Annotated in this window: 24 protein-coding genes and 1 pseudogene; 18 read left to right on the top strand and 7 right to left on the bottom strand. The window is 39.3% G+C overall.

Translation table 11 applies throughout. From position 1 onward, the window contains the following. Positions 1-46 precede the first annotated feature (46 nt). From LG375_RS02375 to LG375_RS02365, 3 genes and pseudogenes are all read left to right on the top strand, one after another. Positions 47-391: pseudogene (locus LG375_RS02375) on the top strand (VOC family protein). Between the two features lie 113 nt (positions 392-504). Continuing rightward, complete coding sequence (locus LG375_RS02370) at positions 505-1,473, top strand: DUF1002 domain-containing protein (protein WP_225745209.1); 969 nt, start codon at positions 505-507, stop codon at positions 1,471-1,473. A 139-nt stretch (positions 1,474-1,612) separates the two neighbouring features. After that, on the top strand, positions 1,613-2,875 hold the full coding sequence (locus LG375_RS02365; RefSeq protein WP_225745208.1) for an NRAMP family divalent metal transporter: 1,263 nt from the start codon (positions 1,613-1,615) through the stop codon (positions 2,873-2,875). A 126-nt stretch (positions 2,876-3,001) separates the two neighbouring features. Here LG375_RS02365 and LG375_RS02360 read toward each other — a convergent pair whose 3' ends face one another. From LG375_RS02360 to yghU, 4 genes are all read right to left on the bottom strand, one after another. Then, a complete protein-coding gene (locus LG375_RS02360) occupies positions 3,002-3,244 on the bottom strand; it encodes a type B 50S ribosomal protein L31 (RefSeq protein ID WP_003093591.1) in 243 nt (80 codons plus the stop codon). 106 nt (positions 3,245-3,350) lie between these two features. Beyond that, positions 3,351-4,283, bottom strand: a complete 933-nt coding sequence (locus LG375_RS02355; protein ID WP_225745207.1) for an FAD:protein FMN transferase — start codon at positions 4,281-4,283, stop codon at positions 3,351-3,353. After that, complete coding sequence (locus LG375_RS02350) at positions 4,270-5,214, bottom strand: DHH family phosphoesterase (RefSeq protein WP_225745206.1); 945 nt, start codon at positions 5,212-5,214, stop codon at positions 4,270-4,272. The genes LG375_RS02355 and LG375_RS02350 overlap by 14 nt, the downstream gene beginning before the upstream one ends. A gap of 80 nt (positions 5,215-5,294) precedes the next feature. Beyond that, positions 5,295-6,083, bottom strand: a complete 789-nt coding sequence (gene yghU / locus LG375_RS02345) for a glutathione-dependent disulfide-bond oxidoreductase (protein ID WP_225745205.1) — start codon at positions 6,081-6,083, stop codon at positions 5,295-5,297. 173 nt (positions 6,084-6,256) lie between these two features. On the opposite strand from yghU, the gene add reads away from it, so the two are divergent. The 15 genes from add (at position 6,257) to dltD (ending at position 21,663) form a co-directional block, all read left to right on the top strand. Next, a complete protein-coding gene (gene add, locus LG375_RS02340) occupies positions 6,257-7,267 on the top strand; it encodes an adenosine deaminase (protein WP_225745204.1) in 1,011 nt (336 codons plus the stop codon). Positions 7,268-7,451: 184 nt separating this feature from the next. After that, a complete protein-coding gene (locus LG375_RS02335; protein ID WP_225745203.1) occupies positions 7,452-8,048 on the top strand; it encodes a thymidine kinase in 597 nt (198 codons plus the stop codon). A gap of 37 nt (positions 8,049-8,085) precedes the next feature. After that, the gene (prfA, locus tag LG375_RS02330; protein ID WP_002891161.1) at positions 8,086-9,165 is read left to right on the top strand and encodes a peptide chain release factor 1; all 1,080 of its coding nucleotides are present in this window, start codon (positions 8,086-8,088) and stop codon (positions 9,163-9,165) included. Next, positions 9,162-9,995, top strand: a complete 834-nt coding sequence (gene prmC / locus LG375_RS02325; protein WP_225745202.1) for a peptide chain release factor N(5)-glutamine methyltransferase — start codon at positions 9,162-9,164, stop codon at positions 9,993-9,995. Before prfA ends, prmC begins: the two co-directional genes overlap by 4 nt. Continuing rightward, positions 9,982-10,587 (top strand): L-threonylcarbamoyladenylate synthase, encoded by a 606-nt coding sequence (locus LG375_RS02320; RefSeq protein ID WP_211180732.1) that lies wholly within the window; start codon positions 9,982-9,984, stop codon positions 10,585-10,587. Before prmC ends, LG375_RS02320 begins: the two co-directional genes overlap by 14 nt. 92 nt (positions 10,588-10,679) lie before the next feature. Continuing rightward, on the top strand, positions 10,680-11,930 hold the full coding sequence (gene glyA / locus LG375_RS02315; protein ID WP_002891158.1) for a serine hydroxymethyltransferase: 1,251 nt from the start codon (positions 10,680-10,682) through the stop codon (positions 11,928-11,930). Positions 11,931-11,936: 6 nt separating this feature from the next. After that, complete coding sequence (locus tag LG375_RS02310) at positions 11,937-12,914, top strand: nucleoid-associated protein (RefSeq protein ID WP_225745201.1); 978 nt, start codon at positions 11,937-11,939, stop codon at positions 12,912-12,914. Position 12,915: 1 nt separating this feature from the next. After that, on the top strand, positions 12,916-13,527 hold the full coding sequence (locus LG375_RS02305; RefSeq protein ID WP_037600791.1) for a lysozyme family protein: 612 nt from the start codon (positions 12,916-12,918) through the stop codon (positions 13,525-13,527). 30 nt (positions 13,528-13,557) lie between these two features. Beyond that, entirely contained in the window at positions 13,558-15,297 is a 1,740-nt protein-coding gene (locus LG375_RS02300; RefSeq protein WP_225745200.1) for an ABC transporter ATP-binding protein, read from the top strand. Continuing rightward, positions 15,287-17,035 carry an ABC transporter ATP-binding protein gene (locus LG375_RS02295; RefSeq protein WP_225745199.1) on the top strand — a complete coding sequence of 583 codons (1,749 nt, stop codon included), beginning with the start codon at positions 15,287-15,289 and terminating at the stop codon, positions 17,033-17,035. The genes LG375_RS02300 and LG375_RS02295 overlap by 11 nt, the downstream gene beginning before the upstream one ends. Positions 17,036-17,210: 175 nt before the next feature. Then, positions 17,211-17,342, top strand: a complete 132-nt coding sequence (locus LG375_RS02290) for a teichoic acid D-Ala incorporation-associated protein DltX (RefSeq protein ID WP_002885174.1) — start codon at positions 17,211-17,213, stop codon at positions 17,340-17,342. 8 nt (positions 17,343-17,350) lie between these two features. Beyond that, positions 17,351-18,901, top strand: coding sequence for a D-alanine--poly(phosphoribitol) ligase subunit DltA (gene dltA, locus LG375_RS02285; RefSeq protein ID WP_225745198.1), 1,551 nt, complete (start codon positions 17,351-17,353; stop codon positions 18,899-18,901). After that, positions 18,898-20,145, top strand: a complete 1,248-nt coding sequence (gene dltB, locus LG375_RS02280) for a D-alanyl-lipoteichoic acid biosynthesis protein DltB (protein ID WP_045768621.1) — start codon at positions 18,898-18,900, stop codon at positions 20,143-20,145. Before dltA ends, dltB begins: the two co-directional genes overlap by 4 nt. 17 nt (positions 20,146-20,162) lie before the next feature. Beyond that, positions 20,163-20,402: a D-alanine--poly(phosphoribitol) ligase subunit DltC gene (gene dltC, locus LG375_RS02275; protein ID WP_002891149.1), complete on the top strand. Its 240-nt coding sequence runs from the start codon at positions 20,163-20,165 to the stop codon at positions 20,400-20,402. Beyond that, positions 20,395-21,663: a D-alanyl-lipoteichoic acid biosynthesis protein DltD gene (dltD, locus tag LG375_RS02270; protein WP_107373162.1), complete on the top strand. Its 1,269-nt coding sequence runs from the start codon at positions 20,395-20,397 to the stop codon at positions 21,661-21,663. The genes dltC and dltD overlap by 8 nt, the downstream gene beginning before the upstream one ends. Positions 21,664-21,791: 128 nt before the next feature. Here the strand turns inward: dltD and LG375_RS02265 are convergent, their stop codons facing one another. The 3 genes from LG375_RS02265 to LG375_RS02255 all read right to left on the bottom strand — a co-directional run bounded on the left by LG375_RS02265 (position 21,792) and on the right by LG375_RS02255 (position 26,362). Then, on the bottom strand, positions 21,792-22,844 hold the full coding sequence (locus LG375_RS02265; protein WP_225745197.1) for an HpcH/HpaI aldolase/citrate lyase family protein: 1,053 nt from the start codon (positions 22,842-22,844) through the stop codon (positions 21,792-21,794). 11 nt (positions 22,845-22,855) lie between these two features. Beyond that, complete coding sequence (locus LG375_RS02260) at positions 22,856-23,635, bottom strand: HAD family hydrolase (RefSeq protein ID WP_225745196.1); 780 nt, start codon at positions 23,633-23,635, stop codon at positions 22,856-22,858. Between the two features lie 90 nt (positions 23,636-23,725). Beyond that, positions 23,726-26,362 carry a calcium-translocating P-type ATPase, PMCA-type gene (locus LG375_RS02255; protein WP_225745195.1) on the bottom strand — a complete coding sequence of 879 codons (2,637 nt, stop codon included), beginning with the start codon at positions 26,360-26,362 and terminating at the stop codon, positions 23,726-23,728. Between the last annotated feature and the right edge of the window lie 50 nt (positions 26,363-26,412).

The raw sequence follows: 26,412 nt of genomic DNA, 5'->3' as shown, positions 1-26,412 counted from the left end.
CTAAGAGAAGTTACCTAAAAGCCAAATGATATGAAAGCCAGACTGAATCTGGTTTTTATTTGATAAATTAGGTTTTGAAATTATACGTGAAAATCATCGTCCCGAGCGTCATGATTATAAGTTAGACTTACGTTGAGGTGATATAGAACTAGAAATCTTTGGAAATAGGACTAGTGATTTAGATTATGTGGAGCCACCTCAACGTCCATCTTATCCTGAGGCGTGTGGACTACGTCATTTAGCTTTTAAAGTTGCCAATATTGAAGAGGTTGTCGAGGATTTGGAACAAAAAGGTATTTCATGCCAACCGATTCGCAAGGACAGTTTTACTTGGGAAAAGATGACTTTCTTTGCTGATCCAGACGGGCTCCCCTTGGAATTGCATGAGTAGTTTTTTTGACCTCATTTTTTTAAGTCATGGTATAATGAATTCACGGCTGAGTCCAAACTCGGTCGTCCTTCAGGAGATTATGGATACTATTCTATTTTCGAAAGGAAACACACATGAAAATGAAAAAACTTCTTGTTGCTGGGATGGTTTTCCTAGCTTCGGTAACAACCTTTGCTTCAGCTGCTCAAGCAGCCACATCGTCAGACGTTCAAAAGGTTATTGATGAATCTTATGTTCAACCTGACTATGTCATGGGGTATTCTTTGTCAGAAGATCAACGCAACCAGACCTTGAATTTGTTGGGTTATGATAGCAATAAAGATACCAATGTTAAGACGCTAACGACATCAGCATATGCAAAAATCATGAATGTTGCAGACGATTCTAGTTTACAATTATATTCTTCGGTTAAGATTGCTAAGCTGGGTGCTAAGGAAACCTTGAGTGTAGAGATTGTGACACCGCAAAATATCACGAAAATCACTCCAGATATGTACCGTAATGCTGCCACGACACTTGGTATTGAACATGCTAAGATTACGGTAGCAGCACCAATTGCAGTTACAGGAGAAAGTGCCCTGGCTGGTATTTACTATTCCCTTGAGCAAAATGGGGCTAAAGTTTCAGATGAAAGCAAAGAGCTTGCGCAAGAGGAACTCAAAACCCTTTCTCAAATTAATGAGGAAAATTCAGGCAAGAGTGACTATGATGCGGACAAGCTTAATGTAGCTATGACTGATATTAAGTCAGCAGTTGCTGATAAAGGGGATAAGTTGACTGAAGACCAAGCTAAAACGATTGTTCAGCAAACAATTAATAATTACAACTTGAATCTTTCTGATACGCAAATTAACCTTCTGGTGAATTTTGCTATGAATTTATCTAAGTCTTCAATCATTGATAGTGCTAGCTTTAAGTCAACCTTGAGTTCACTTAAAGATTCTATCGTTTCGAAAGCTGGTAATACTTTCTCTGGAATCAACCTAAACTTTAATGCCAACAAAGCGGTTGAGAACAGCAAAAATATTTTTGCACAAATCTGGCAAGCTATCGTAGATTTCTTTACAGGACTTTCTAAATAGTAAAAGAGCTATCCATTTGGATGGCTTTTTTCTATTTTTCAGAAAATATGTGAAATTCTATTGAAATTATTCCAACAATTGTGTAAAAGGTAAACATCAATTCAGATTATTCTGAAAATTTATTTTAGGAGATTCTCTTATGTCAGAAACAAGTATATCTAGTCAGTCTACCTGGCGTAGTAAAATAAAAGCAATGGGACCTGGTATCCTAATGGCTTCAGCGGCCGTAGGTGGTTCCCACATCGTTTCATCAACTCAAGCGGGTGGTTCTTATGGATGGGCCTTGCTAGGCTTGGTTATTCTAGCTAACCTCTTTAAATACCCATTCTTCCGTTTTGGTGCTGAGTATACCGCAGATACGGGTAAAACCCTTGTTGAAGGTTATGCTGAGAAAGGTAAGTTCTATCTTTGGGTATTCTTCATTTTGAATGTCTTTTCAGCCTTGGTTAATACTGCAGGTGTTTCTATTCTTTGTTCAGCTATCATTGCTAGTGCCTTTCCAATGCTTGGTTTGAGTATTACAACATGGTCAATCATTTTGGTTGCAATCATTTGGGGTATGTTACTCTTTGGTGGTTACAAACTTCTTGATGGCATGGCTAAATGGATCATGTCAGCCTTGACTATTGCAACAGTAGCAGCAGTTATTATTGCGGCAATCAAACACCCAGAGTACAGTGCTGACTTCGTTGAAAAAACACCATGGCAGTTAGCAGCCCTTCCATTTATCGTTTCACTTCTTGGATGGATGCCAGCTCCAATTGAAATTTCAGCCATTAACTCACTTTGGTCAGCTGAGAAAAAGAAAACGGTTGATTTTAACACTGATGATGCCCTCTTTGACTTTAACGTTGGTTACATCGGAACAGCTATTCTTGCAGTATTCTTTGTAGCACTCGGTGCTCTTATCCAGTATCCAACTGGTAAACCAGTAGAAGCAGCATCAGCTAAGTATATTGCTCAGTTTGTTGGTATGTACGCATCAGTGCTTGGTGAGTGGTCACGCTATTTGATTACCTTTATCGCTTTCTTGTGTATCTTTGGTACTGTAATTACTGTTATCGATGGTTACTCACGTGTTAACGAAATTTCTCTTCGTCTTTTGTTTAACCAAAAAGAAAAAAATCAAACACCTTTGAATATTTGGATGACCTTGACATCTATTCTCGGTCTCATCATTATTTTCTTCTTCCAAGGTCAAGTAGCAACCATGCTTCGTTTCGCCATGATTGGTTCATTCCTTACAACACCTTTCTTTGCGCTTTTGAATTACGTACTTGTTACAAAAGAGAAGAAAGACCTTCCAACTTGGTTGAAAGGACTTGCTATTGCAGGTTTGATCTTCTTGTTCGGATTTGCCCTCTTCTTTATCTGGGCTTTGGCTATTGGTAAAGCAGGCTAATAGGATTAAACGGTTTCCATATGGAAGCTGTTTTTTTATTTTATAAAGATGGGAGTAGGAGAGTTTATACTCAAGAGCATACAAAAAAGCCATTCCAATCGGAATGGCTTAACAACAAGATGTTGCTTATTTGAGACCGTATTTTTTGTTGAAACGATCCACGCGTCCGTCTGCTTGTGTGAATTTTTGACGGCCAGTGTAGAATGGGTGTGAATCTGATGAAATTTCTACACGGATAAGTGGGTAAGTTTCACCTTCGAATTCAACTGTTTCGTTTGAGTGTTTAGTTGAACCGCTAAGGAATTGGTAACCAGTAGTTGTGTCCATGAATACTACTTGACGGTAATCTGGATGGATATCTTTTTTCATGTTAAAATATTTCCTTTCTGCCATGGTACTTTCCGCACCATAGTTTTTTTTAACTATTTTAGTTTATCAAAAGGTAGTCTACTTGACAAGTCTTTTTTACTATTTTTTAGGAAATTCGCATTTTGTAAATGCCACCTGTCTGAAAGCAGTGATTGTCTTTATCAACGATGATTGCTTCAAGCTCAGCTTGTGAACTAACTTCTTGGAATATGTGTTCGAGACTAGAGCCAAATAAGCGGGTTGTCCAAATTTCACCATCCACTGAGAGGGATGAAATAATGGTAAGACTGGCTAGGTCACTGGAGACTGGATAACCAGTCTGGCTATCAAAAATATGATGGTAGGTTTTGCCATCTATCTCAAAAGTACGTTCATAGATTCCCGATGTGACAACAGACTGGTCTCTTATAGCAAGCACCATCAGATTTGTGTTTCTAGTCTGTTTAGGATTTTGAATACCAATTCGCCATTTGTGGTCTGGATTATGGAGGGCTGGTCCAAAGGTTAGGACATTGCCTCCGAGATTGATTAGGGCGCTGGTTACTTTTTCAGCTTTAAGAAAATCTGCAATACGATCTGCAATATATCCTTTTGCTAGAGCACCAAGATCAATTTTCATCCCTTTTTCTTTTAGAAAAACGCTTTGATTTTCCTCGGATAGAAGAATGGCATTGGGATTGATGATGTCCAGGAGTGGACGAATTTCTTCAGGAAGAGGCAGCTTAGCATCAGAAAAACCAATGCGCCAAGTCTGAATGAGAGGTCCAATAGCAATATTAAGGTGACTACCAGGTTGGCAGCTATGCCATTTTCCAAGAGAAATAAGTTCAAAAAGCTCTGGGTGAACTGTCACCGGATGTAAGCCTGCTGCCTTGTTAATTTTCATGAGCTCGGAACTGTCATCATTGGCTGAGAAGCGCTTGTTGTAGGTATGTAGAAGTGCTTCAACTTGGTCTAGCAGGGGTTCTGGTTCTTCATGATAGATAGAGACGTCAATCACAGTTCCCATGAGACGTACACGACGATTAGTGAGTTGCATGGGCAACAGTATCCTTGATTTCTTGGTAGATTTGGTCGTTTTCTTCTAAGCTGTAGGAATTGGCCCCACTAGCAAGTGGGTGGCCGCCACCATCATGGCGTTTGGCAATCTCGTTGATGACAATACTCTTACTGCGTAGACGGACACGGTAATGCCCTTCGGGCTGCTCTACGAAAATAGCCCAAGATTCGACGCAATCAATACGGCCTGGAGTTCCAACAATGGCAGAACTTTCAGCATCAGTGACATTGAATTCATCCAAAATCTTTCGTGTCAAGACAACTCGAGCTGCACCATTTTCATCGACTTCTAGATTATCGAAAACATAACCTTGTAGTTTAGCAATTTTGAAAGGAAAACTGTCCATACGACGAGCCATTGCTGCAAAATCAAAGTCGTATTCACGAAGTTTAGCCGCGATTTGAAGTGTTTTAGGAGTAGTAGATGGAAAGAGGAAGCGACCTGTATCGCCAACAATACCATTGTAGAGAACACGTGCAGCAGCATCTGACAAGGAAAGGCCAAGGCTGAGGGCCCAGTCTGTCACAATTTCGCTGGCACTTGAAGCAGTCGTATCAACAAGTAGAAGGTCACCGTAGGCATCATCGTTAGGATGATGATCAATTTTGATAAGGAAGTCACCTTTATCATAACGATCGTCATCGATACGAGGGGTATTGGCTGTATCGGTAACAATAACAAGTGCCCCTTCATAGTCTTGGTCAGCTACCTCGTCCATCTCAGCAATCCAAGATAAGGTAGGCTCATTGACACCAGTCACAAGGACTTTTTTATCTGGAAAGTTTGTTTTTAAAAGTTCCTTCAGTCCTACCTGACTACCAATGGCATCTGGGTCAGGTCTTTGGTGGCGGTGGATAATAATAGTGTCGTAGGCTTTGATTTTTTCTAAAATAGCTTGAAATACAGTCATGAATGTCTCCTTGTGATTTTGCTTCTATTATATCATGAAACAATAGAAAAACGGTTGGCCTAGGCAAACCGTTATAAAAATTAGATATCTTTATAGTCGACTTCAAGTCCACGTTTAACCGCTGGACGGTTGGCAATTTTTTCAGTCCAAGCTTGAAGATGCTTGTATTCTTTAACATCAAGGAAAATACCAGCCTTATCCCAAATCTTATCTTGAGCAAGACGACCATACCAAGACCAGATGGCGATATCAGCGATAGTGTACTCATCACCAGCAATGAAAGGTTTGGTTGCTAATTCTTTATCAAGCAAGTCAAGTTGGCGTTTGGCTTCCATAGCAAAACGGTTGATGGCATATTCGATTTTTTCAGGTGCATAGTGGAAGAAGTGCCCAAAACCACCACCTAGAAAAGGAGCAGCACCTGTTTGCCAAAAGAGCCAGTTGAGAACTTCTGTACGTTTTGCGTGATCAGTTGGAATGAGTTTGCCAAATTTTTCAGCCAAGTAAAGGAGGATGTTAGCTGATTCGAAGACACGAATCGGTTGGTCCTCAGAGTAATCCATCATTGCTGGAATCTTTGAGTTTGGATTGATTGAAACAAAGTCTGAGCCGAATTGGTCACCATCACCAATCTTAATACGATAAGCGTCATAACCTGCTTGAGTCACACCAAGTTCTTTCAGTTCTTCAAGCATGATAGTTGCTTTAATACCATTTGGTGTTGGAAGAGTGTAGAGTTGGAAAGGTTGGTCACCTTTAGGTAAAGTTTGTTCAAAACGTGCACCAGCTGTAGGTTTGTTGAGGCCACCCCAGGCACCTCCCATAGAGGTTGGATTTTCCCAAACTTCTGGTAAAATATAGTCAGACATAGAGTTTCTCCTTGTATTCTTGATAGTTACATCCTAACAAAATGCTAATGGCATTTCAAGAATCTACTACGTCCTATTAGGCGCGACACCTTGACTTTTTCTATAAGAATGATAAGATAGTAAAAATTAATTTTTATCTGATAAAAATATATTGTTTAGAGAGGAAGAAAAGAATGACTGCTATTGATTTTCATAAGTTGGCTAAAACAGAACTACACTGCCATTTGGATGGTTCACTATCGTTGAAAACCATTCGTCACCTAGCTGACTTGGCACAGATTGAGTTACCTGAGGACGATGAGGAGCTCAAACACCATGTGACAGCACCTGCTACCTGTGAGAGTCTCCTAGATTATCTTGAGGCTTTTGATTATATTCGTCCTTTGCTTCAAACAAAGGAAGCTTTGACCATTGCGGCTTATGATGTCGCAAAACAGGCTGCTCTTGAAAATGTCATCTATATTGAAGTGCGTTTTGCTCCAGAGTTGTCAATGGATAAGGGATTGACTGTCGCTGAAACCATCGATGCTGTTTGTCAAGGCTTACGTCAAGCTCAAGAAGAATTTGGTATTGTAGCCAAGGCCCTAGTTTGTGGCATGCGCCAATCAGATCAAGAATTAACGGCCCGTATTCTTGATGAAGCAAATGAAGTTGAAAATAGTGACTTTGTTGGTTTTGATTTTGCCGGAGATGAGCATCATTATGGACCTAAAGCGATTAAACCTCTAATTGAACAAGTTCAAAGTTACAACCGTCCGATGACTTTTCATGCTGGTGAGTGTGGTTGCCCTGCCTTTTTGGCTGAGTCGATTGCCATGGGAATTAAGCGTAATGGCCATGCAACGATTTTGGCTCAAGAGCCCGAGCTTTTGGAAGAGTTTGTCAAAAATGGTGTCACAGGAGAATTATGTTTAACAAGTAATCTCCAGACCAAGGCAGCTGTTACAGTTACTGATTTTCCTTATCTAAAAATGAAAGCGGCAGGGGCTAATATTACTATTAATACGGACAATCGGACTGTTTCTGATACAAACCTGACCAAAGAGTACGAACTCTATCACAAGCATTTTGATAGCTCAGTTCAAGACTTCTATGCTCATAATAAGACAGCAATCGAAGCTTCATTTGCTAGTGATGAGGAGAAAGAAGAACTCCTTGAAAAATTGGCTAAAGCCTATTCATAAGAAGTAAATAGACTGGTAAAACTTTATAAAGGTGATAAAATTGAGCCATTTGGAACATCAGTCAAACCTATCATAAAAATAGGGGAGAGAGGCGAACTTTTTTCAAAAATTGTTCAGTCTCCCTCCCTTTTACGCTTGGAATTATGATAAAATAAGTACAATACATATTTTAGAGGAGACTGGTTTGGCACAACTTTATTTTCGCTACGGCACCATGAATTCTGGGAAATCCATTGAGATTCTTAAGGTTGCCTATAATTACGAAGAACAAGGAAAACCAGTAGTATTGTTGACCAGTCGTTTGGATAATCGAGATGGGGTCGGCTATATCTCGAGTCGTATTGGCATGAAGCGGAAGGCCTATCCTATTGGTGATGATACGGATATTTTTGGTTACATTGCTCATATGAATCCACGACCTTACTGTGTTTTAGTTGATGAGGCACAGTTTTTGAGCCGTGCGAATGTCTATGATTTGGCACGAATTGTTGATGAGTTAGATATCCCAGTGATGGCTTTTGGTCTCAAAAATGATTTTCAGAACAATCTATTTGAAGGGTCTAAGTATCTCTTGCTTTTGTCTGATAAGATTGATGAAATCAAGACCATTTGTCATTATTGCTCGAGAAAGGCAACCATGGTTCTTCGTATGGAGGATGGGAAGCCAGTTTATGAGGGAGCACAAGTTCAAATTGGAGGACACGAGAGTTATATCTCCGTTTGTCGAAAGCACTGGTTTAATCCCCCTCAAGAAAACATAATCCCTTTGAATAAGGCCTAAAAACGACTATTAGTTATATAAGGAGTAAAAATAACAAATGAACATTTATGATCAGTTACAAGCGGTTGAAGACCGTTATGAGGAATTGGGTGAATTGCTTAGTGACCCTGAAGTCGTTTCAGACACTAAACGTTTCATGGAGTTGTCACGTGAAGAGGCAAATACTCGTGAAACTGTTACAGCTTACCGTGAGTACAAGCAAGTCATTCAAAGTATCTCAGATGCTGAAGAGATGATTAAGGAAGCAAGCGGTGATCCTGATTTGGAAGAAATGGCTAAGGAAGAGCTTAAAGAATCTAAAGCCGCTAAAGAAGAGTATGAAGAACGTTTGAAAATTCTTCTCTTGCCAAAAGACCCTAATGATGACAAAAATATCATCCTCGAAATCCGTGGGGCTGCAGGTGGTGATGAAGCTGCCTTGTTTGCAGGTGACCTTTTAGCTATGTACCAAAAATACGCAGAGACACAAGGTTGGCGCTTTGAGGTCATGGAAGCCTCTTATAATGGTGTCGGTGGTATCAAAGAAGTGGTTGCCATGGTTTCAGGACAATCAGTCTACTCTAAACTCAAATATGAATCTGGAGCACACCGTGTGCAACGTGTGCCTGTGACTGAGAGCCAAGGTCGTGTTCATACCTCAACAGCAACTGTTTTGGTTATGCCAGAAGTTGAAGAAGTAGAGTACGAAATTGATCCTAAGGACCTTCGTGTCGATATCTATCACGCATCTGGTGCTGGTGGTCAGAACGTCAATAAAGTTGCGACTGCGGTTCGTATGGTTCACATTCCTACTGGAATCAAAGTAGAGATGCAAGAAGAACGTACACAACAGAAGAACCGTGATAAAGCCATGAAGATTATTCGTGCGCGTGTTGCGGACCACTTTGCACAGATTGCTCAAGATGAACAAGATGCTGAGCGTAAATCTACTGTTGGTACAGGGGATCGTTCAGAGCGTATCCGTACTTACAACTTCCCACAAAACCGTGTAACGGATCACCGTATTGGTTTGACCCTTCAAAAGCTTGATACAATTCTAGCTGGTAAATTAGATGAAGTTGTGGATGCCTTGGTTCTTTATGATCAAACGCAAAAATTGGAAGAGCTTAACAAATGATTTTAGCGGATATCCTGGCTGACTATGAGAACCAGCTTGATGCTGTTGGCGAAGAGCCAGAGGCTCTTTCCTTCGTTTATCGTGGTTTGAAGCAATGGGATTTGACTCATTTTGTTCTTCAATTGCGTCAAGAAGTTTCAGAGGAAGATGCAGAGTTGTTAGCTTATGTATTCAGCCAACTAAAGAATCACAAGCCTGCTCAGTATATTTTGGGTTATGAATATTTTCATGGCTTGCGTTTTCAGGTTGATGAGCGTGTCTTGATTCCACGTCCTGAAACTGAGGAACTAGTGGATTTGATTTTAGCGGAAAACCCTAGCTCAGAGCTCAAGATTCTTGATATCGGAACTGGGAGTGGTGCTATTTCGGTATCCCTGAAAAAAAGTTGCCCCTTTTGGCAAGTAACTGCTAGTGACTTGTCAGCTGACGCCTTAGTACTTGCTAAAGAGAATGCTAAACTAAATCAGGTAGACATTAGCTTTGTGCAATCGGATGTTTTCGAAAATCTTTCTGGTAGTTTTGATATCATTGTGTCAAATCCTCCCTATATTTCTGAAAATGATAAGGATGAAGTTGGGGTCAATGTCTTGGCTAGCGAGCCCAAGATGGCCTTGTTTGCTGATGAAGAAGGGCTTGCCATTTATAGACAAATTATTGAGGAGGCGAATAAGTATTTGACTCCTAGTGGAAAGCTCTACTTTGAAATTGGCTATAAGCAGGGCCAGGATTTGAAGGGACTCTTGTCTCTACATTTTCCAGATAAGCGAGTGCGTGTCCTTAAGGACCAATTTGGACAAGATAGAATGGTCGTGATGGATGATGAAAAGTAAGAAAGTGTTAAGAGAAATCTTGGCTGACGGTGGCGCAGTCGTTCTTCCTACAGAGACTGTCTATGGTTTATTTGCTAAGGCTATGGATGAGAGTGCTGTGAACCATGTTTATGAGCTAAAAAATCGTCCTAGAGATAAAGCTATGAATTTGAATGTTGCTTCTTATGAAGATATCCTGTCTTATTCAAAAGAGCAGCCTAAGTATTTAAAACAATTGTATGATGCTTTTTTGCCTGGACCTTTGACTATCATTTTAAAGGCTAATGATAAAGTCCCCAGATGGATTAATTCAGGTTTGGCGACAGTTGGCTTCCGTTTGCCAGATCATCCTGTCACTAGAGAACTGATTCAAGCAGAAGGGCCCTTAATTGGCCCCTCAGCCAATAAGTCTGGAAAGGCTAGTGGTCGTTATTTTGACCAAATAAGAGCGCAATTTGATTTTCAGGTGACAGGCTATCAAGATGACGCTGCCTTGTTAGGTGTAGATTCGACGATTTTGGATTTATCTGTTTCACCGGCTAAAATTCTCAGACAAGGGAAGATTACAAAAGAAGACCTATTGGCGGCTCTACCCGAGTTGACCATAGAATAAATGACTAACAGAGACCTATGGAAGTGTGAGATAATTTCCGACTGTATGTGGGTGAGTTGATTGAACCCCATTAGACCTTAAAGGAGACCTCTATGATTTTTGATAAAGAAGATTACAAAGCATTTGACCCTGAACTATGGAACGCCATCGATGCTGAGGCAGAACGTCAGCAAAATAATATTGAGTTGATTGCCTCTGAGAACGTGGTATCTAAAGCTGTAATGGCTGCTCAAGGGACACTCTTGACTAATAAGTACGCAGAAGGCTATCCAGGTAAACGTTACTATGGTGGTACAGACGTGATTGATGTGGTCGAGTCTCTTGCTATTGAGCGTGCTAAAGAACTTTTTGGAGCAAAATTTGCCAATGTGCAACCTCACTCAGGTAGTCAAGCCAATGCAGCAGTTTACATGTCTTTGATTCAACCAGGTGATACGGTTATGGGAATGGATTTGTCAGCGGGTGGTCACTTGACACATGGTGCACCAGTTAGCTTCTCTGGTAAGACCTATAACTTTGTGGCTTACAACGTTGATAAAGAAACTGAACTCCTTGATTACGATGCTATTCTCGCTCAAGCTAAAGAAGTACAACCAAAACTCATCGTTGCTGGGGCTTCAGCTTACTCACGTATCATTGATTTTGCTAAATTCCGTGAAATTGCTGATGCTGTAGGTGCTTACCTCATGGTAGATATGGCTCACATTGCTGGTCTTGTAGCCTCTGGTCATCATCCAAGTCCAGTTCCTCATGCACATGTGACCACTACAACAACTCACAAGACACTTCGTGGTCCTCGCGGTGGTTTGATTTTGACTGATGATGAAGATATCGCTAAGAAATTGAATTCTGCGGTCTTCCCTGGTTTGCAAGGTGGTCCATTGGAACACGTTATTGCTGCTAAAGCTGTTGCTCTTAAAGAAGCACTTGATCCTGCCTTTAAGGAATATGGGGAAAATGTTATCAAGAATGCTGCTGCCATGGCTGACGTTTTCAATCAACATCCAGATTTCCGTGTTATCTCAGGTGGAACTAACAATCACCTCTTCTTGGTTGATGTGACTAAAGTTGTTGAAAATGGTAAAGTTGCACAAAACGTTCTTGAAGAAGTTAATATTACTTTGAATAAGAATGGTATTCCTTACGAGCAATTGTCTCCATTCAAGACATCAGGTATCCGTGTTGGTAGTCCAGCCATTACAAGTCGTGGTATGGGTGAAGCTGAGAGCCGTAAAATTGCTGAATTAATGGTTGAAGCTTTGGAAAATCACGATAAACCTGAAGTTTTGGAACGCATTCGTGGAGAAGTTAAAGCTCTTACAGATGCCTTCCCACTCTATTAAAAGACTATGTTAGATTTATATATTAAACGCATTATCATTCACCAGTTTTCGCCAAATGATACGGAGCTGGTTTTAGCTGAAGGACCTCTTGAAATAACGCCTCGCTTAGATGAGTATTTTAGAAAGAAACTCTCTAAGGTTTTCTCAGATGAGGCTAAACGAGGGTATTTCGATGCGGAAAATGTTTTTATCAGTCATCTTGGAGATGATTTGATGGAAAGTTCAGTCAAAATTTCCCAACTTTGGAAGGAAGAATTTGTCATTTCTGAAGATCAAAAGACCAATGATTTGGTCTTTATTCAGTTTGATAAAGAAGGGCAAGAATATTTTGCTTTCTTGCGTATTGCTCTCAAGGACAGTTTGATTCATTTTTTGGGAGATAGCCAGCATCCTATTCAATTGTCACAAAATAATTTGCCATCTGCGGCCCAGACACCTGATGAAGCTTTGGTAATCAATCGTAGTAGTAAGCAGTATTATTTGATTGAAAAGCGAATCAAGCATAATGGAAGCTTTGCCAATTATTTCTCTGAAAATCTCTTGCAGGTCCAGCCTGAACAATCTGTCAAGAAATCGATTAAGATGGTTGAAGATACTGCTCAGAAGATTGCCGAGAATTTTAATCAGGATGACTTTAACTTCCAAGGAAAAATGAAATCAGCTATTTTTAATAACCTGGAAGAAGACCAAGAGTTATCACCTGAAAAATTGGCAGATCAGCTCTTTGATAATAATTTGACGGCTCGTTTGACTTTTGTTGATGAACTCAAAGAGGTCATACCTGAACCTATCTCAGTATCAGATATTGACCATTCACGTCAAATTAAGAAATTGGAGAATCAAAAATTATCGTTATCGAACGGAATTGAGTTAATCGTGCCTAATAATGTTTATCAGGATGCCGATAGTGTTGAATTTATTCAAAATCCTGATGGCACCTACTCTATTCTCATCAAAAATATCGAGGATATCATCAATAAATAATATGTTTAAATGGATAAGACGTCTGGCGGTTTTTGTCGTAGTCCTCATCATAGGTATCCAATGTTATCGAATCCATGCCAATATTCAACATGTTTTAACCTATGAATCCATGGTTAAGGAGGTATTGGCTGAGGACGACATTGATAATACAACCAATGTCGATTTGGTGTTGGCTATGATCTACACAGAAACCAAGGGGAAGACAGATGACGTGATGCAGTCCAGTGAAAGTTCTACAGGAGTGACTAACTCCATCACAGATCGAAAAGAAAGTATTCGTCAAGGGGTGACGGTTCTGTCAGAAAATCTGGAAGAAGCTGCCCACCATAAGGTGGATCCTTGGACAGCAGTACAAGCTTATAATTTTGGTAAGGCCTATATCGATTATGTGGCTGATAATGGTGGAGTTAACACCGTCGAATTAGCAAAAGCTTATTCAAAAAATGTCGTTGCTCCAAGTCTAGGAAACACTAGTGGGGAAACCTATACTTATTATCAACCTGTTGCCATGTATTATGGTGGGGGTAAGCTTTATACAAATGGCGGAAATATTTATTACGCCAAAGAAGTGCAGTTTAACCTCTTTTTGATGCGTATGTTCTCTCGTCTCTAAGAGTAAGGACGTTAAACTTAGGAAAGACAAATGAAAGCATTATTAGTGTATTTTAGAGGATACATCAAAGACAGTATCCTGGGACCCGTTTTTAAATTAATCGAAGCCAGTTTCGAACTCTTGGTCCCTCTAGTGATTGCTGGAATTGTCGACACAACTATTCCAAATAAAGACCAAAATCATCTGTTTATGATGATTTTTCTCTTGTTCGGACTTGCCGTTATTGGGGTTGTTGTTGCTATTTCAGCACAGTATTTTTCATCCAGAGCAGCAGTTGGCTATGCCCGAGTGTTGACTAATGACCTCTATGCGAAAATCATGCGTTTATCAAAGGAAAAGCGGGATGAGATTGGAACTTCAAGTTTGGTAACACGCCTGACTGGTGATACCTTTCAAATCCAAACGGGGATAAATCAATTTTTGAGGCTCTTTTTGAGGGCACCAATTATTGTGACAGGAGCCATTATTATGGCATTCCGAATCAGTCCACGCTTGACCCTCTGGTTTCTTGGTATGGTCTTGGTATTGACCCTTATTATTGTACTAGCTAGTCGCATCGTCAATCCTTTATATGCCAAGATTCGAGTGATTAATGAGTCAATTGTTACTAATACGCGCCAACAACTTGAAGGTATGAGGGTTATTCGTGCCTTTGGTCAGAGTGAGCGTGAATTAGATAACTTCACGACTGTAAATAAAGACCTGAAGAAGTGGCAACTCAAAACAGGCGTGATAGCAAGTCTCATTGGTCCTTTGACTTTCCTAGTTGTTAATATGACTTTGATTGCTGTCCTTTGGCAAGGAAATCTGCAAATTCAAGGGGGACTCCTGTCTCAAGGGATGCTGATTGCTCTGGTCAATTATCTCTTACAAATTTTGACGGAGCTTCTTAAATTGGCTATGATGTTGACCAATCTTAACCAGAGCTTTATTTCGGCGAAAAGGGTACAAGCTATTTTTGAACTCCAAGATGAGGATATTGAGGCACCTTTAACACTAAGAAAACCAGATCAGTCGGAAACAGGACTTGCTATTGACCACATGACCTTTACCTATCCGACAGCTAGTCAACCGTCACTAAAAGAGATTGATTTAAAGGTTGCTAGAGGTGAGTCACTGGGTATTATTGGTGGTACTGGTTCGGGTAAATCGACCTTGGTAAACTTAATCATGAACTTATATCAACCTCAGATTGGTTCTTTAGCTATTTTCAAAAATCAACAATCACCAAAAAATCTTAAAGAGTGGCGTTCTTGGGTTGCCTATGTCCCACAAAAAGCTGAGCTATTTAGGGGAACCATTCGTTCAAACTTGTCACTAGGACTTGATCACGAACCAAGTGATAAGGAATTGTGGCATGCTCTTGACATGGCTCAGGCTGCTGACTTTGTAAAAGACAAAGACCTTGGTTTAGATGAGCCAGTTGAGTCGTTTGGCCGTAATTTTTCAGGTGGTCAACGTCAGCGCTTGACCATTGCGCGTGCGTTGATGAGACCAGCGCCGTTCTTGATTTTGGATGACTCAACCTCAGCCCTAGATTACCTGACTGAAAGTCGCCTACTAGCGGCTATTAGAGATAATCTTAAATCAACTAGTTTGATTATTATTTCGCAAAGAACAAATAGTCTAAAAGCTGTTGATCAAATTTTGGTGCTTGATAAGGGACATCAAGTTGGCTTGGGTAATCATGAAGAATTGCTTGCCACAAATAAACTCTATCAAGACATTCATTATTCTCAACATCAAAAGGAGGTCGCTGATGAAGGCTAGAAATAATAAATCAACACTTAAACGTTTAAGTAGAGATATCTTAAGTCAGCGTTATCTCTTTGCCTTAGCAACTGTTGGGACCATTATTCAAGTTGCCTTAACGGTTTACTTACCTATCTTAATTGGTGATGCAGTGGACGCTGTTCTTAAGATGAACGCCGTTCTATTGATGTCACGTTTAATTTGGCAGATGCTTGTAGTTATCTTAGCTAATAGTGCAATCCAGTGGCTTAACCCTTTGATTTATAATCGATTGATTTATTCATATAGCGAAAGTTTACGTGAACGAGTCATGATGAAAATTCATGCTATGCCTCTTAGTTACCTTGATCGTCAAGGAACTGGAGACATGGTTAGCCGTGTGACTACAGATAGCGATCAGTTAAACAACGGACTTCTCATGGTCTTTAACCAATTTTTCGTTGGGCTTTTAACTATCTTTGTCATAATCATTACCATGGCTCGTTTAGACTGGTTCATGATGCTCTTAGTTTTAGTGATGACGCCTCTCTCAATGCTTGTGGCACGTTTTATCGCAAAGAAGAGCTACCAACTCTATCGCAATCAAACTAAATGGCGAGGCATGCAGACTCAGTTGATTGAGGAAAGTTTAACTCAAGAAGCTTTGGTTCAGAGTTTAAATGCTCAAGACCAGATGGTTAGGAGTTTTAAAGACGTCAATGGTAAGTATGCTGATTATTCACAGGGAGCTATCTTTTATTCGTCAGCGGTTAACCCAGCTACACGTTTTGTCAATAGTTTGATCTATGCACTCATTGCTGGTGTTGGTGCCTATCGAATCATGTCGGGTGGTGCTTTTACAGTGGGACAATTGACTACCTTCCTAAATTATGTCACTCAGTATACCAAACCTTTTAATGATATCTCATCTGTTCTATCTGAACTTCAAAGTGCTTTGGCCTGTGCTGATCGCCTTTATATGATATTGGATGAAGAGGAAATAACAGAAACAGGTAAGGTGGTCTTGGAAGAAGCAGATGTGCAGGGACGTTTTCAATTTGATCATGTCCAGTTTGGCTATTTGCCTAATAAACCTCTTATCAAGGATTTGAGTATTGATATCCCTGCCGCAAGTACTGTTGCCATTGTTGGTCCAACAGGAGCGGGAAAATCTACCTTGATTAACCTGCTCATGCGTTTCTATGATTTGGACAAGGGGAACATTCTACTGGACGGTAGACCTATTACAGATTATACCCGTGAGAGTCTTCGGAAACAGATTGGGATGGTTTTGCAGGAAACTTGGCTTGAGGTCGGCACTATTCATGATAATATTGCCTATGGTAATCCAGAAGCCAGTCGTGAAGAAGTCATAGCAGCAGCCAAGGCTGCCAATGCTGATTTCTTTATTCAGCAGTTGCCTCAAGGCTATGACACCTACTTGAATGATGCGGGGCAATCCCTTTCTCAGGGGCAACGTCAGCTTTTGACCATTGCTCGCATATTTGTCAATGTGCCTAAAATCTTAATCTTGGATGAAGCCACTTCTAGTATCGATACCCGTACAGAGCTCCTCATTCAAGAGGCCTTCGCTAAATTAATGAAAGGTCGAACAAGTTTCATCATTGCCCATCGATTGTCTACCATCGAGAATGCGGACATTATTTTGGTCATGAATAATGGGGATATCGTTGAACACGGAACCCATGAACAACTGATGCAAGCTAGGGGAATGTACTATCGTATGCAGACGGCCCAAAAAACACAAAATAGTTAAATCCGACAGAGCTTTTAAGCTCTGTTTTTTATGATTTTAGCCAATCATTTATCACGGAAGCTTATTAATGAAAAAGAAATGAAATTTAGTTATTTTTTCTTTTTTATTGGAAAAAATACTGATAAGATGGTAAACTAAAGAGGATATTATATAAAAAAAGGTATCGAAAATTAGAATGTTAAAACATAAAAACGTCCTGGTATTTTTAGGACAAACCTTGCTTTATTTCGCCATTTTTATGGCCCTAATTTATCTCTACAATTACCTAGGACAAGGTCAAGGTAATTTTATCTATAACGAATTTTAGGAAGAATAATGACGAATACAAAAATTAAAGATATGATTGAAACGATTGAGCAGTTTGCTCAATCACAACCTGACTTTCCTGTTTACAATATTTTAGGGGAAGTTCACACTTACGGTGACTTAAAAGCTGACTCGGATAGCCTAGCTGCCAAGATTGATAGTCTTGATATTCCAGAAAAATCACCTGTTGTGGTTTATGGCGGTCAAGAGTATGAAATGTTGGCAACTTTTGTCGCTTTGACTAAATCTGGTCACGCTTATATTCCAATTGATAGTCACTCAGCTCTTGAGCGCGTGACGGCAATTGTTGAAGTAGCAGAGCCTAGTCTGATTATTGCTATCAATGACTTCCCACTTGAGGATGTTCAAGCACCAATCTTAACATTGGATCAAGTGACAACAGCTTTTGAAAGCAAGACTAGCTACGAAGTGACTCGTCCTGTTAAGGGGGATGATACTTATTACATCATCTTCACATCAGGAACTACAGGTAAGCCTAAAGGGGTACAAATTTCACACGATAATCTCCTTAGTTTCACCAACTGGATGATTACGGATAAGGAGTTTGCAACTCCAAAACGTCCTCAAATGCTGGCTCAACCGCCTTATTCATTTGACCTATCGGTAATGTACTGGGCACCAACATTGGCACTTGGAGGAACACTCTATGCTCTTCCTTCAGCTATTACACAGGACTTCAAGAAGCTCTTTGAAACGATCTTCTCACTTCCAATTGCCATTTGGACATCAACACCATCTTTTGCAGATATGGCAATGTTGTCTGAAGACTTCAATTCAGAGAAGATGCCAGAAATTACGCATTTCTATTTTGACGGAGAAGAGTTGACTGTCAAGACTGCTCAAAAGCTTCGCCAACGTTTCCCAGAAGCACGTATTATCAATGCTTACGGACCAACTGAAGCAACTGTAGCCTTATCAGCAGTAGCAGTAACTGATGAGATGCTGGCTAACCTTAAGCGTTTGCCGATTGGTTATACCAAGGAAGATTCACCGACTTATATTATCGATGAGGATGGCAATATCCTTCCAAATGGTCGACAGGGTGAAATCATCGTCTCAGGACCAGCAGTTTCAAAAGGATATATGAACAATCCTGAAAAGACTGCGGAAGCCTTCTTCGAGTTTAATGGCCTTCCTGCTTACCATACTGGTGATGTAGGAACGATGACTGATGAAGGTCTCCTTCTTTACGGTGGTCGTATGGACTTCCAGATTAAATTTAATGGTTTCCGTATTGAGCTAGAGGATGTTTCACAAAACCTTAATAAGTCTAAGTATATTGATTCAGCAGTAGCTGTGCCACGTTACAATAAAGACCATAAGGTTCAGAATCTCTTGGCTTATGTGATTCTTAAGGATGGTGTTCGTGAGCAGTTTGAACGTGAAATTGATATCACCAAGGCGATTAAGGCTGACTTAGAAGATATCATGATGTCTTACATGATGCCTACTAAGTTCCTCTATCGTGAGAGCTTGCCTTTAACACCAAATGGGAAAATTGATATCAAGGGTCTTATCAGTGAGGTTAACAACCGATGATTGACTTCTTGAAACAGCTCCCCCATTTAGAAGCCTACGGTAATCCCTTCTATTTTATCTATCTTGGATTAGCTCTATTGCCAATCTTTGTGGGTCTCTTCTTTAAAAAGCGTTTTGCGATTTATGAGTGTTTGGTAAGTCTAGCCTTTATTGTTCTCGCTCTGACAGGAACACATGCTAGCCAATTACTAGCCTTACTCTTCTATATTGTTTGGCAAATCATCTGGGTTTATTCCTACAAACATTACCGCAGTAAAAAGGACAATAAATGGGTTTTCTATTTACACTCATTTCTTGTAGTCCTTCCCTTGATTTTTGTTAAGGTAGAGCCTGCGATAAATGGTACTCAGTCAGTCTTAAACTTTCTTGGTATTTCTTACTTGACCTTCCGATCAGTTGGTATGATTATCGAGATGCGGGATGGTGTCCTTAAAGAGTTTACACTTGGAGAATTTCTCCGATTCATGCTCTTTATGCCAACCTTTACGAGTGGTCCTATTGATCGCTTCAAACGCTTTAACGAAGATTACCAAGCGATTCCTGAGCGAGATGAGCTGATGAATATGTTGGAGCAAGCTGTAAAATATATCATGCTTGGTTTCCTCTATAAGTTTGTTTTGGCTCAGATTTTCGGAAGTATGCTCTTGCCTTCACTGAAAGCGCAAGCTTTGGCTCAGGGTGGTATCTTTAATTTACCAACACTTGGTGTCATGTATGTTTTCGGTTTTGATCTCTTCTTTGACTTTGCGGGTTACTCGATGTTTGCCTTGGCAGCATCAAACCTTATGGGGATTAAGAGCCCAATCAACTTTGACAAACCTTTCATCTCACGAGACTTGAAAGAATTTTGGAATCGTTGGCATATGAGCTTGTCTTTCTGGTTCCGTGACTTTGTCTTTATGCGTTTGGTTATGGTTTTGATGCGAAACAAGGTTTTCAAAAACCGTAACACGACATCAAATGTGGCCTATGTCATTAATATGATGGTTATGGGATTCTGGCATGGAGTTACTTGGTACTATATTGCTTATGGTATTTTCCATGGTATTGGTCTAGGAATCAATGATGCCTGGTTACGTAAGAAGAAGACCATTAATAAAGAGCGTAAGAAAGCTGGTCTTGAGCCACTTCCTGAAAATAAATGGACGAAGGCTTTGGGAATCTTTATTACATTTAACACTGTTATGTTGTCATTCTTGATTTTCTCTGGATTCTTGAATGACCTCTGGTTCACTAAAAAATAAGTAAAGGAATTATAAAAATGGATGTAAAATCAGAAGTTATTGAAATTATTGATGAACTCTTCATGGAAGATGTTTCAGACATGATGGACGAAGACCTTTTCGATGCTGGTGTTCTCGATTCAATGGGGACAGTTGAGCTTATCGTTGAATTGGAATCACGTTTCGATATTCGTGTGCCAGTTTCAGAATTTGGTCGTGATGACTGGAACACAGCTAATAAGATTGTTGAAGGGGTAACGGAGCTTCGCAATGCTTAAGCGTTTATGGCAAATTTTTGGCCCTATAATTTGTGCCTTAGTCTTGGTAGTAGTAGTTATTTTTTCCTACCCTCAAGGCAGAAAACATAGTTATGAGGTTGAAAAACGTAACGCAGTAACCTTGACAACTGAGAACTTTAAGAGCCGTATTAATAAGACGACAGCTCTTTCTGATAAGAATCATCGATTTGTCCCTTTCTTTGGGTCTAGTGAGTGGTTGCGTTTTGATGCCCTTCATCCAGCTGTTTTAGCTGAAAAATACGACCGTAACTATCGCCCATATTTTATTGGACAACGTGGGGCTGCCTCTCTAAACCAATATTTGGGAATGCAACAAATGCTTCCCGAATTGAAAAATGGGACAGCAGTCTATGTCTTGTCACCACAGTGGTTTACTAAAAAAGGTTACAATTCTGCGGCTTTCCAGCAGTTCTACAATAACGACCAACTTAGTAGTTTCTTAAGTCAAAATCAGACGGATGCAAATTCTCAGTATGCAGCTCAGCGCATCTTAGAGATGAAACCTGAGATTACTATGAAATCTCAACTTTCTAAAGTGGCTAATGGGCAAGATTTAAATTCTCTTGATAAGACTTATATTCAAATTATGGCAGAGCTTAATAAGCGAGAAGATGCCTTGTTCAGTCCTTTTGCAGCATCAAATAATGCAAATTACGACAAGAAGGTTCTTCCTTATCTTAAAGAGTTGCCAGATAAGCTCTCTTACGAGGCACTTGACCAGGTTGCCGTAAGAGATGCAGAAGCTCATACCAAGTCAAACGACTTTGGTATCGATGACCGTTTCTATAAGAAACGTTTGGCTAAAAAGATTGGTAAACTTAAAGGTTTCCAAAAGAATCTTTCGTATGAAGTTTCACAAGAATACGGTGACCTGCAGTTGGTGCTAAATCAATTTGCTAAGTCAAATACTAATGTTATCTTTGTCATCCCACCTGTTAATAGCAAGTGGATGGCTTATACGGGACTAAGTCAAGAAATGTATGATGCTACGGTTTCTAAAATCCGTTATCAATTGGAAAGTCAAGGCTTCACTAATATTGCTGACTTCTCAAAAGACGGAGATCAACCTTACTTCATGCAAGATACCATTCATATGGGATGGAAAGGTTGGGTAGCCTTTGACAAGGCTGTTGATCCATTTGTAAGTAATCCAACACCCGCACCTAACTATAACTTGAACGACCGCTTTTATAGTAAGGATTGGGCAGGTTATACAGGGTCTCCTAGTCAGTTTAAGTAGCATTACTTAATAAATCAAAAAGGCTTGTTAAAGCCTTTTTATGTTGCTTCTGTAAAAAAAGTCACTAGTTAAATACTAGTGACTTTATGTCATTGGAGAAAGAGTATTTGAATTATACTCACTAATGATCAATTAGATTTTCTTACTCCATAAATTGTTGCTAGCTTAATGATTTTTTTGGCCCACTTGATATGGGTTTTGACTTCATTCATCTTATTTCCCATATGACCTTTTGCAACACCAATAAGAGTTTCATCCATACCAAGTATTTTTAGAGCATCCTCATAATCTTCTTCGTTAATAACTAGACTTTCAAGAACAGCCTGAAGTTGTGAGGGATGTATGCATGTTTTTCCAATAAATCCATTCAGTTTATCCAACTCAATTTCATTTTTTAAGCCTGTTAACCATGCAGGAGTTTCCTTAAGATTTGACTCGTTGGATCCAAAATATTCCCATACAGGTGCTGAACAGATATAATCTTTACCAAAAATATTAATTATATCACCTAAACAGTCCTCAATAACTTGAACCATATGAATCGTTTGACTAATGGTACGTCTAATACCGAAAAGATTTGAAAAATCTGTTGCACCAACCCTTATATTAAGAATGTGATCTTGAAAAGGCTCAAGTGACCTATAAAGTGCTTCTAATTCTTCAATTCTACCTTTTTTATTCATTATGGATTCCGTTTCAAAAATAGGCATGAAATAAAGATTCTCTTGGCTTAGGTGTTGAACTTCATGAAATGCAGTAAGGTAATCTTGAGCACAACTTGTATCAAATTTAGGGAGATTAAAGCCAGTTACTAAATTTAGTAACGGTTTACCTAGCTTTGTACCAAAATCTTTGAGCTGTTGTGAAGATCTTATACGAATAAAAATTAATGGTAATTCTTGTAAAGTGATTTCACCAGATGCAATCATAGTTTTTAATTGTTGCAAACAAGATAAAATATTTAACTCAGCCTGTTGCACAGTATTATCACCAATGGCATCTTCTAGATCAATACAGATTGAGGCTTCTGTTGTTTTAAGTATGGAATATAGAAGTTTTTCGTGTGTAGCAGGAATATATAAAAGTGGCCCAACAGCATACTGTAGTAATTCTTTTTGAGTGTTTTTTGAAAAATCTTGAGGGGACTTTTTATATTCAAGGTTGTTCAATTTGTACTTCATTGTAACTCCTCTTACACAGAATAATCTAGAACAAGCTGAAGAATTTTTTCTGCGCCAGCTAAACCTTCTGGGACGATGGTATATTTTTCTTTATCATCTAACAGATGATAAATTTCACTTTGATTAGGAATACATCTTACATTGCCAAGAGGTAAAAAGGTTTGATCCATTTTACCATCACCTGCAGTTATCACAAAGTCCTCTTCTAATTTTTCTTTTAGAAAGAGTAGAGCATTCCCTTTTGATATCTTTTTAGGGATAATATAGAGTTTGAGTCCTTGGATGGTATGTGTCCACTCAGTTCCCTCTAGTTCTCTAGTCATAGCTTCATCGATGTAATTGATGATAGTTTTATCGTCAGAAATCTTTGTAAAAAAGAAGATATCATCAATAAGAACAGGTTCTTTTGTTAAGTGTGTCTTATACTGATTTAAAAGTTTAAGTATGTTTGTATATTGATCCTCTAAACGGCGACATATTGAGTCAACGTGTTTCTCCCATTCTGGTAGAGGCTCTCCGTTATGGAGAATAATACCTCCATTTGCGACAACAGCATAAGGAAGATTTTGAACTGGCTGTACACGCTTAAATTGCGCGTAAGAACGTGTTGTAATTGGGATGAGTTGAATACTTGGATTATTTTTTATTTTATTAATCAGTTCTATACTTAAATGCGACATATATGAAATTTCTTTATCATCTAGTATTTCAATGCATTTAACTTGACTAACATTATCGACGAATTTTGATGAATGAATAATTGTGCGATCTAAGTCGGTTGCAAAAATCATAAGACACCTTCCTATTTTTAAAAAGAGGATTAGGAATAAAACCTAATCCTCTGTATTATTTTATAAGTTACTTAGTCTTTAGTCAACTAGTTACTTATTCTTTGTAAGAGCCTTGCGGATAAAATCTGCAGGGATAATCAAAACTGCGATAAGAAGAGCAACGATATAGTGTTCAACATCCATTGGAACGGTACTAAAAACTTTACCACCGAATTGAATAATCAAGGTTTGAACGACAGCAATAGAAATCATTACAATTGAGAATTTCTTGTTTTCGCCGATATGTTCAAAAATATTGAATCCATTACTACGTGTGTTAAGTGAGTTGAAGATGACAGCATAGATAAACACTGTAAATGTGAATGTTGTTACCATTTCAAAGTTGCCAGTTCCATTTGTGATAAAGTCTTGGATACCACCAACATTTTTAAGAATGGCTAAACATACAAGAGTAATGAAGACGCTGGCTACACCAATAGCAGATTTCATATATCCAGTAAGGATGTTTGCCTTCTTAGGAACTGGTTTTTCATTCATATAACGGTCTAGCGTAGGCTCTTCACCAAATGCAAGGGCAGCAAGTGTATCCATGATAAGGTTAATCCAGAGAATTTGGATAATTGTAAATGGCTCTTTGAGACCCAAAAGTGGTGAGAGAAGTGACATGGCAATAGTCGTCACGTTTACGGTTAACTGGAAGATAATGAATTTACTTACTGACTTACTCATAGTACGTCCATAGAGGACGGCTTTTTCAATCGAAGTCAATGAGTTATTCAAGATAACGATATCTGAAGCTTCACGTGCGACTTCAGTACCATCACCCATTGAGAATCCGACATCAGCTGATTTAAGGGCAGGTGAGTCATTGACCCCATCACCTGTCATACCAGCGACCATATCAAGGTCTTGAGCTGCCTCAATAAGACGTTTTTTATCCATTGGAAGGGCACGACTTACCACTTTTAAGTGAGGCAATTGTTGTTTAAGTTCTTGATCTGAGAGGGCAGAGAGTTCATCGTGAGTAAGGACAAGGTCATTTTCTCCAGTGACGATACCGGCTTCTTTAGCGATAGCAACAGCGGTTTCTTTACGGTCACCAGTTACCATAACTACTTGAACACCCGCACGGTTCATTGTTTCAACAGTTTGTTTAATTGAAGAACGAACGTTATCACGGATACATACGATACCAATCAAGACTTTATCATTACCATCTGTATTTAGGATAGCAAGCAAACGCATTGAACGGTTAGCTTGTTCCAATGACAATTCTTGGAAACGAGCTTTAATATCATCTGTAAAGTTTTGTTTATTACCATCTTTATCAAGATAGTAGTAGCAGTCATTTAGGATGAATTCTGGAGCACCTTTGATGTAAGTTTTTCCGTCCTTAGTTGTTACACTTGCGAATTTTGTTGCTGAGTTGAATTGTTGCTTCTCAGTAATTTTATTCGTATCGAAATCAAGTTGAGAACGACCAATAAGGAAATCAAGAAGTGCACGGTCAGTGGCGTTACTACCAACAGCACTGCCATCAGCTACCATGGCATCGTTGTTAAGACCGATACCATTAATCATTTCAGCTTTAAGGCTATCTGACATTGTGTCAAAATCAGGTGCATCAGTTTCACCAGTAGCCGCATAAAGTGTTCCATCAGCAAGGAAAAAGTCAACTACAGATAGTTTACCTTCTGTGATGGTACCAGTTTTATCACTGAAGAGGATATTCATGTATCCGGCTGTTTCAATGGTATCAGGATGGCGAACCAAGATATTTTGTGCTAAAAGTCGACCTGAGTTCATTGAAGAAACGAGTGCCAACATCATTGGTAGACCTTCTGGAACAGCCATGATGATGATTGTAACTGCAAAGAGAATCGTTTCAATGATAAGAAGGAAGATTGAGCCACCATTGAGGTTATTAGCCTTATTAAGGGCAATAAAGCCTAATACAAGGTTGATTACTGAGTATGCAGCACCTGCACTATAACCGAGGACACCGATATTAGCAGCAAGCTTGTTAAGTTTCTCTTTAGATGGTGAATCTTTACTATCTTCTTGAAGAGAAGTATTGATGCTTCCAAGAACGGTGTTATCACCAATTTGTGTAGCTTCCATAACAGCTTCACCCGAAGTAACAACTGTACCACGGAAGACTTTGAGCTCTGTAAAGAGATCCGAAGAGTCTGGCTCTTTTTGATCACCAAGAGGAAGTTTTTTAGCATCTTCACTTTCACCATTAAGGACAGCTTGGTTGACTTTTAACTCACCTTCCAAGATGATACCATCAACTGGAATCTTGTCCCCTGATTGAAGGAGAATCTGATCACCTTTTACAATATCATCAACGAGAACCTCTTTAAGTTTACCATCACGATAAACTTTAGCATTAGTTTTCGAAGCCTCTTCTTGAAGAGTGTTGAATTTTTGCTCATTTCGGTATTGTGAGACTGCTGAGAATCCTGTAGACATCAAAATGGCGAAAATTAGTGAGATAGCCTCGTACCAATTAGCTTCACCAATAGAAGGGAAAATCATTCCAACAAAGTTGAAGATGATTTTTAATCCTAAGGCAGCCAAGAGGATAAGAATCCATTGATCTTGGAAGGCTTCGATAAAGATTGAGAGGAGCGAGTTAGCCTCTTTACTAGAAAGCCTATTATCGCCATGGGCGTTTTTACTTGCTTGAACTTCAGCAGAAGTCAAGCCTTTAAATTTTTTCATTTAAGGTTTGTATCCTTTCTAGAAATATTCTTTAGAGAATTAATACTTTC

Origin of the sequence: Streptococcus sp. Marseille-Q3604 (assembly GCF_916619785.1) — a bacterium.
GTDB lineage: Bacteria > Bacillota > Bacilli > Lactobacillales > Streptococcaceae > Streptococcus.
This window is presented reverse-complemented; position numbering and strand designations above follow the sequence as displayed.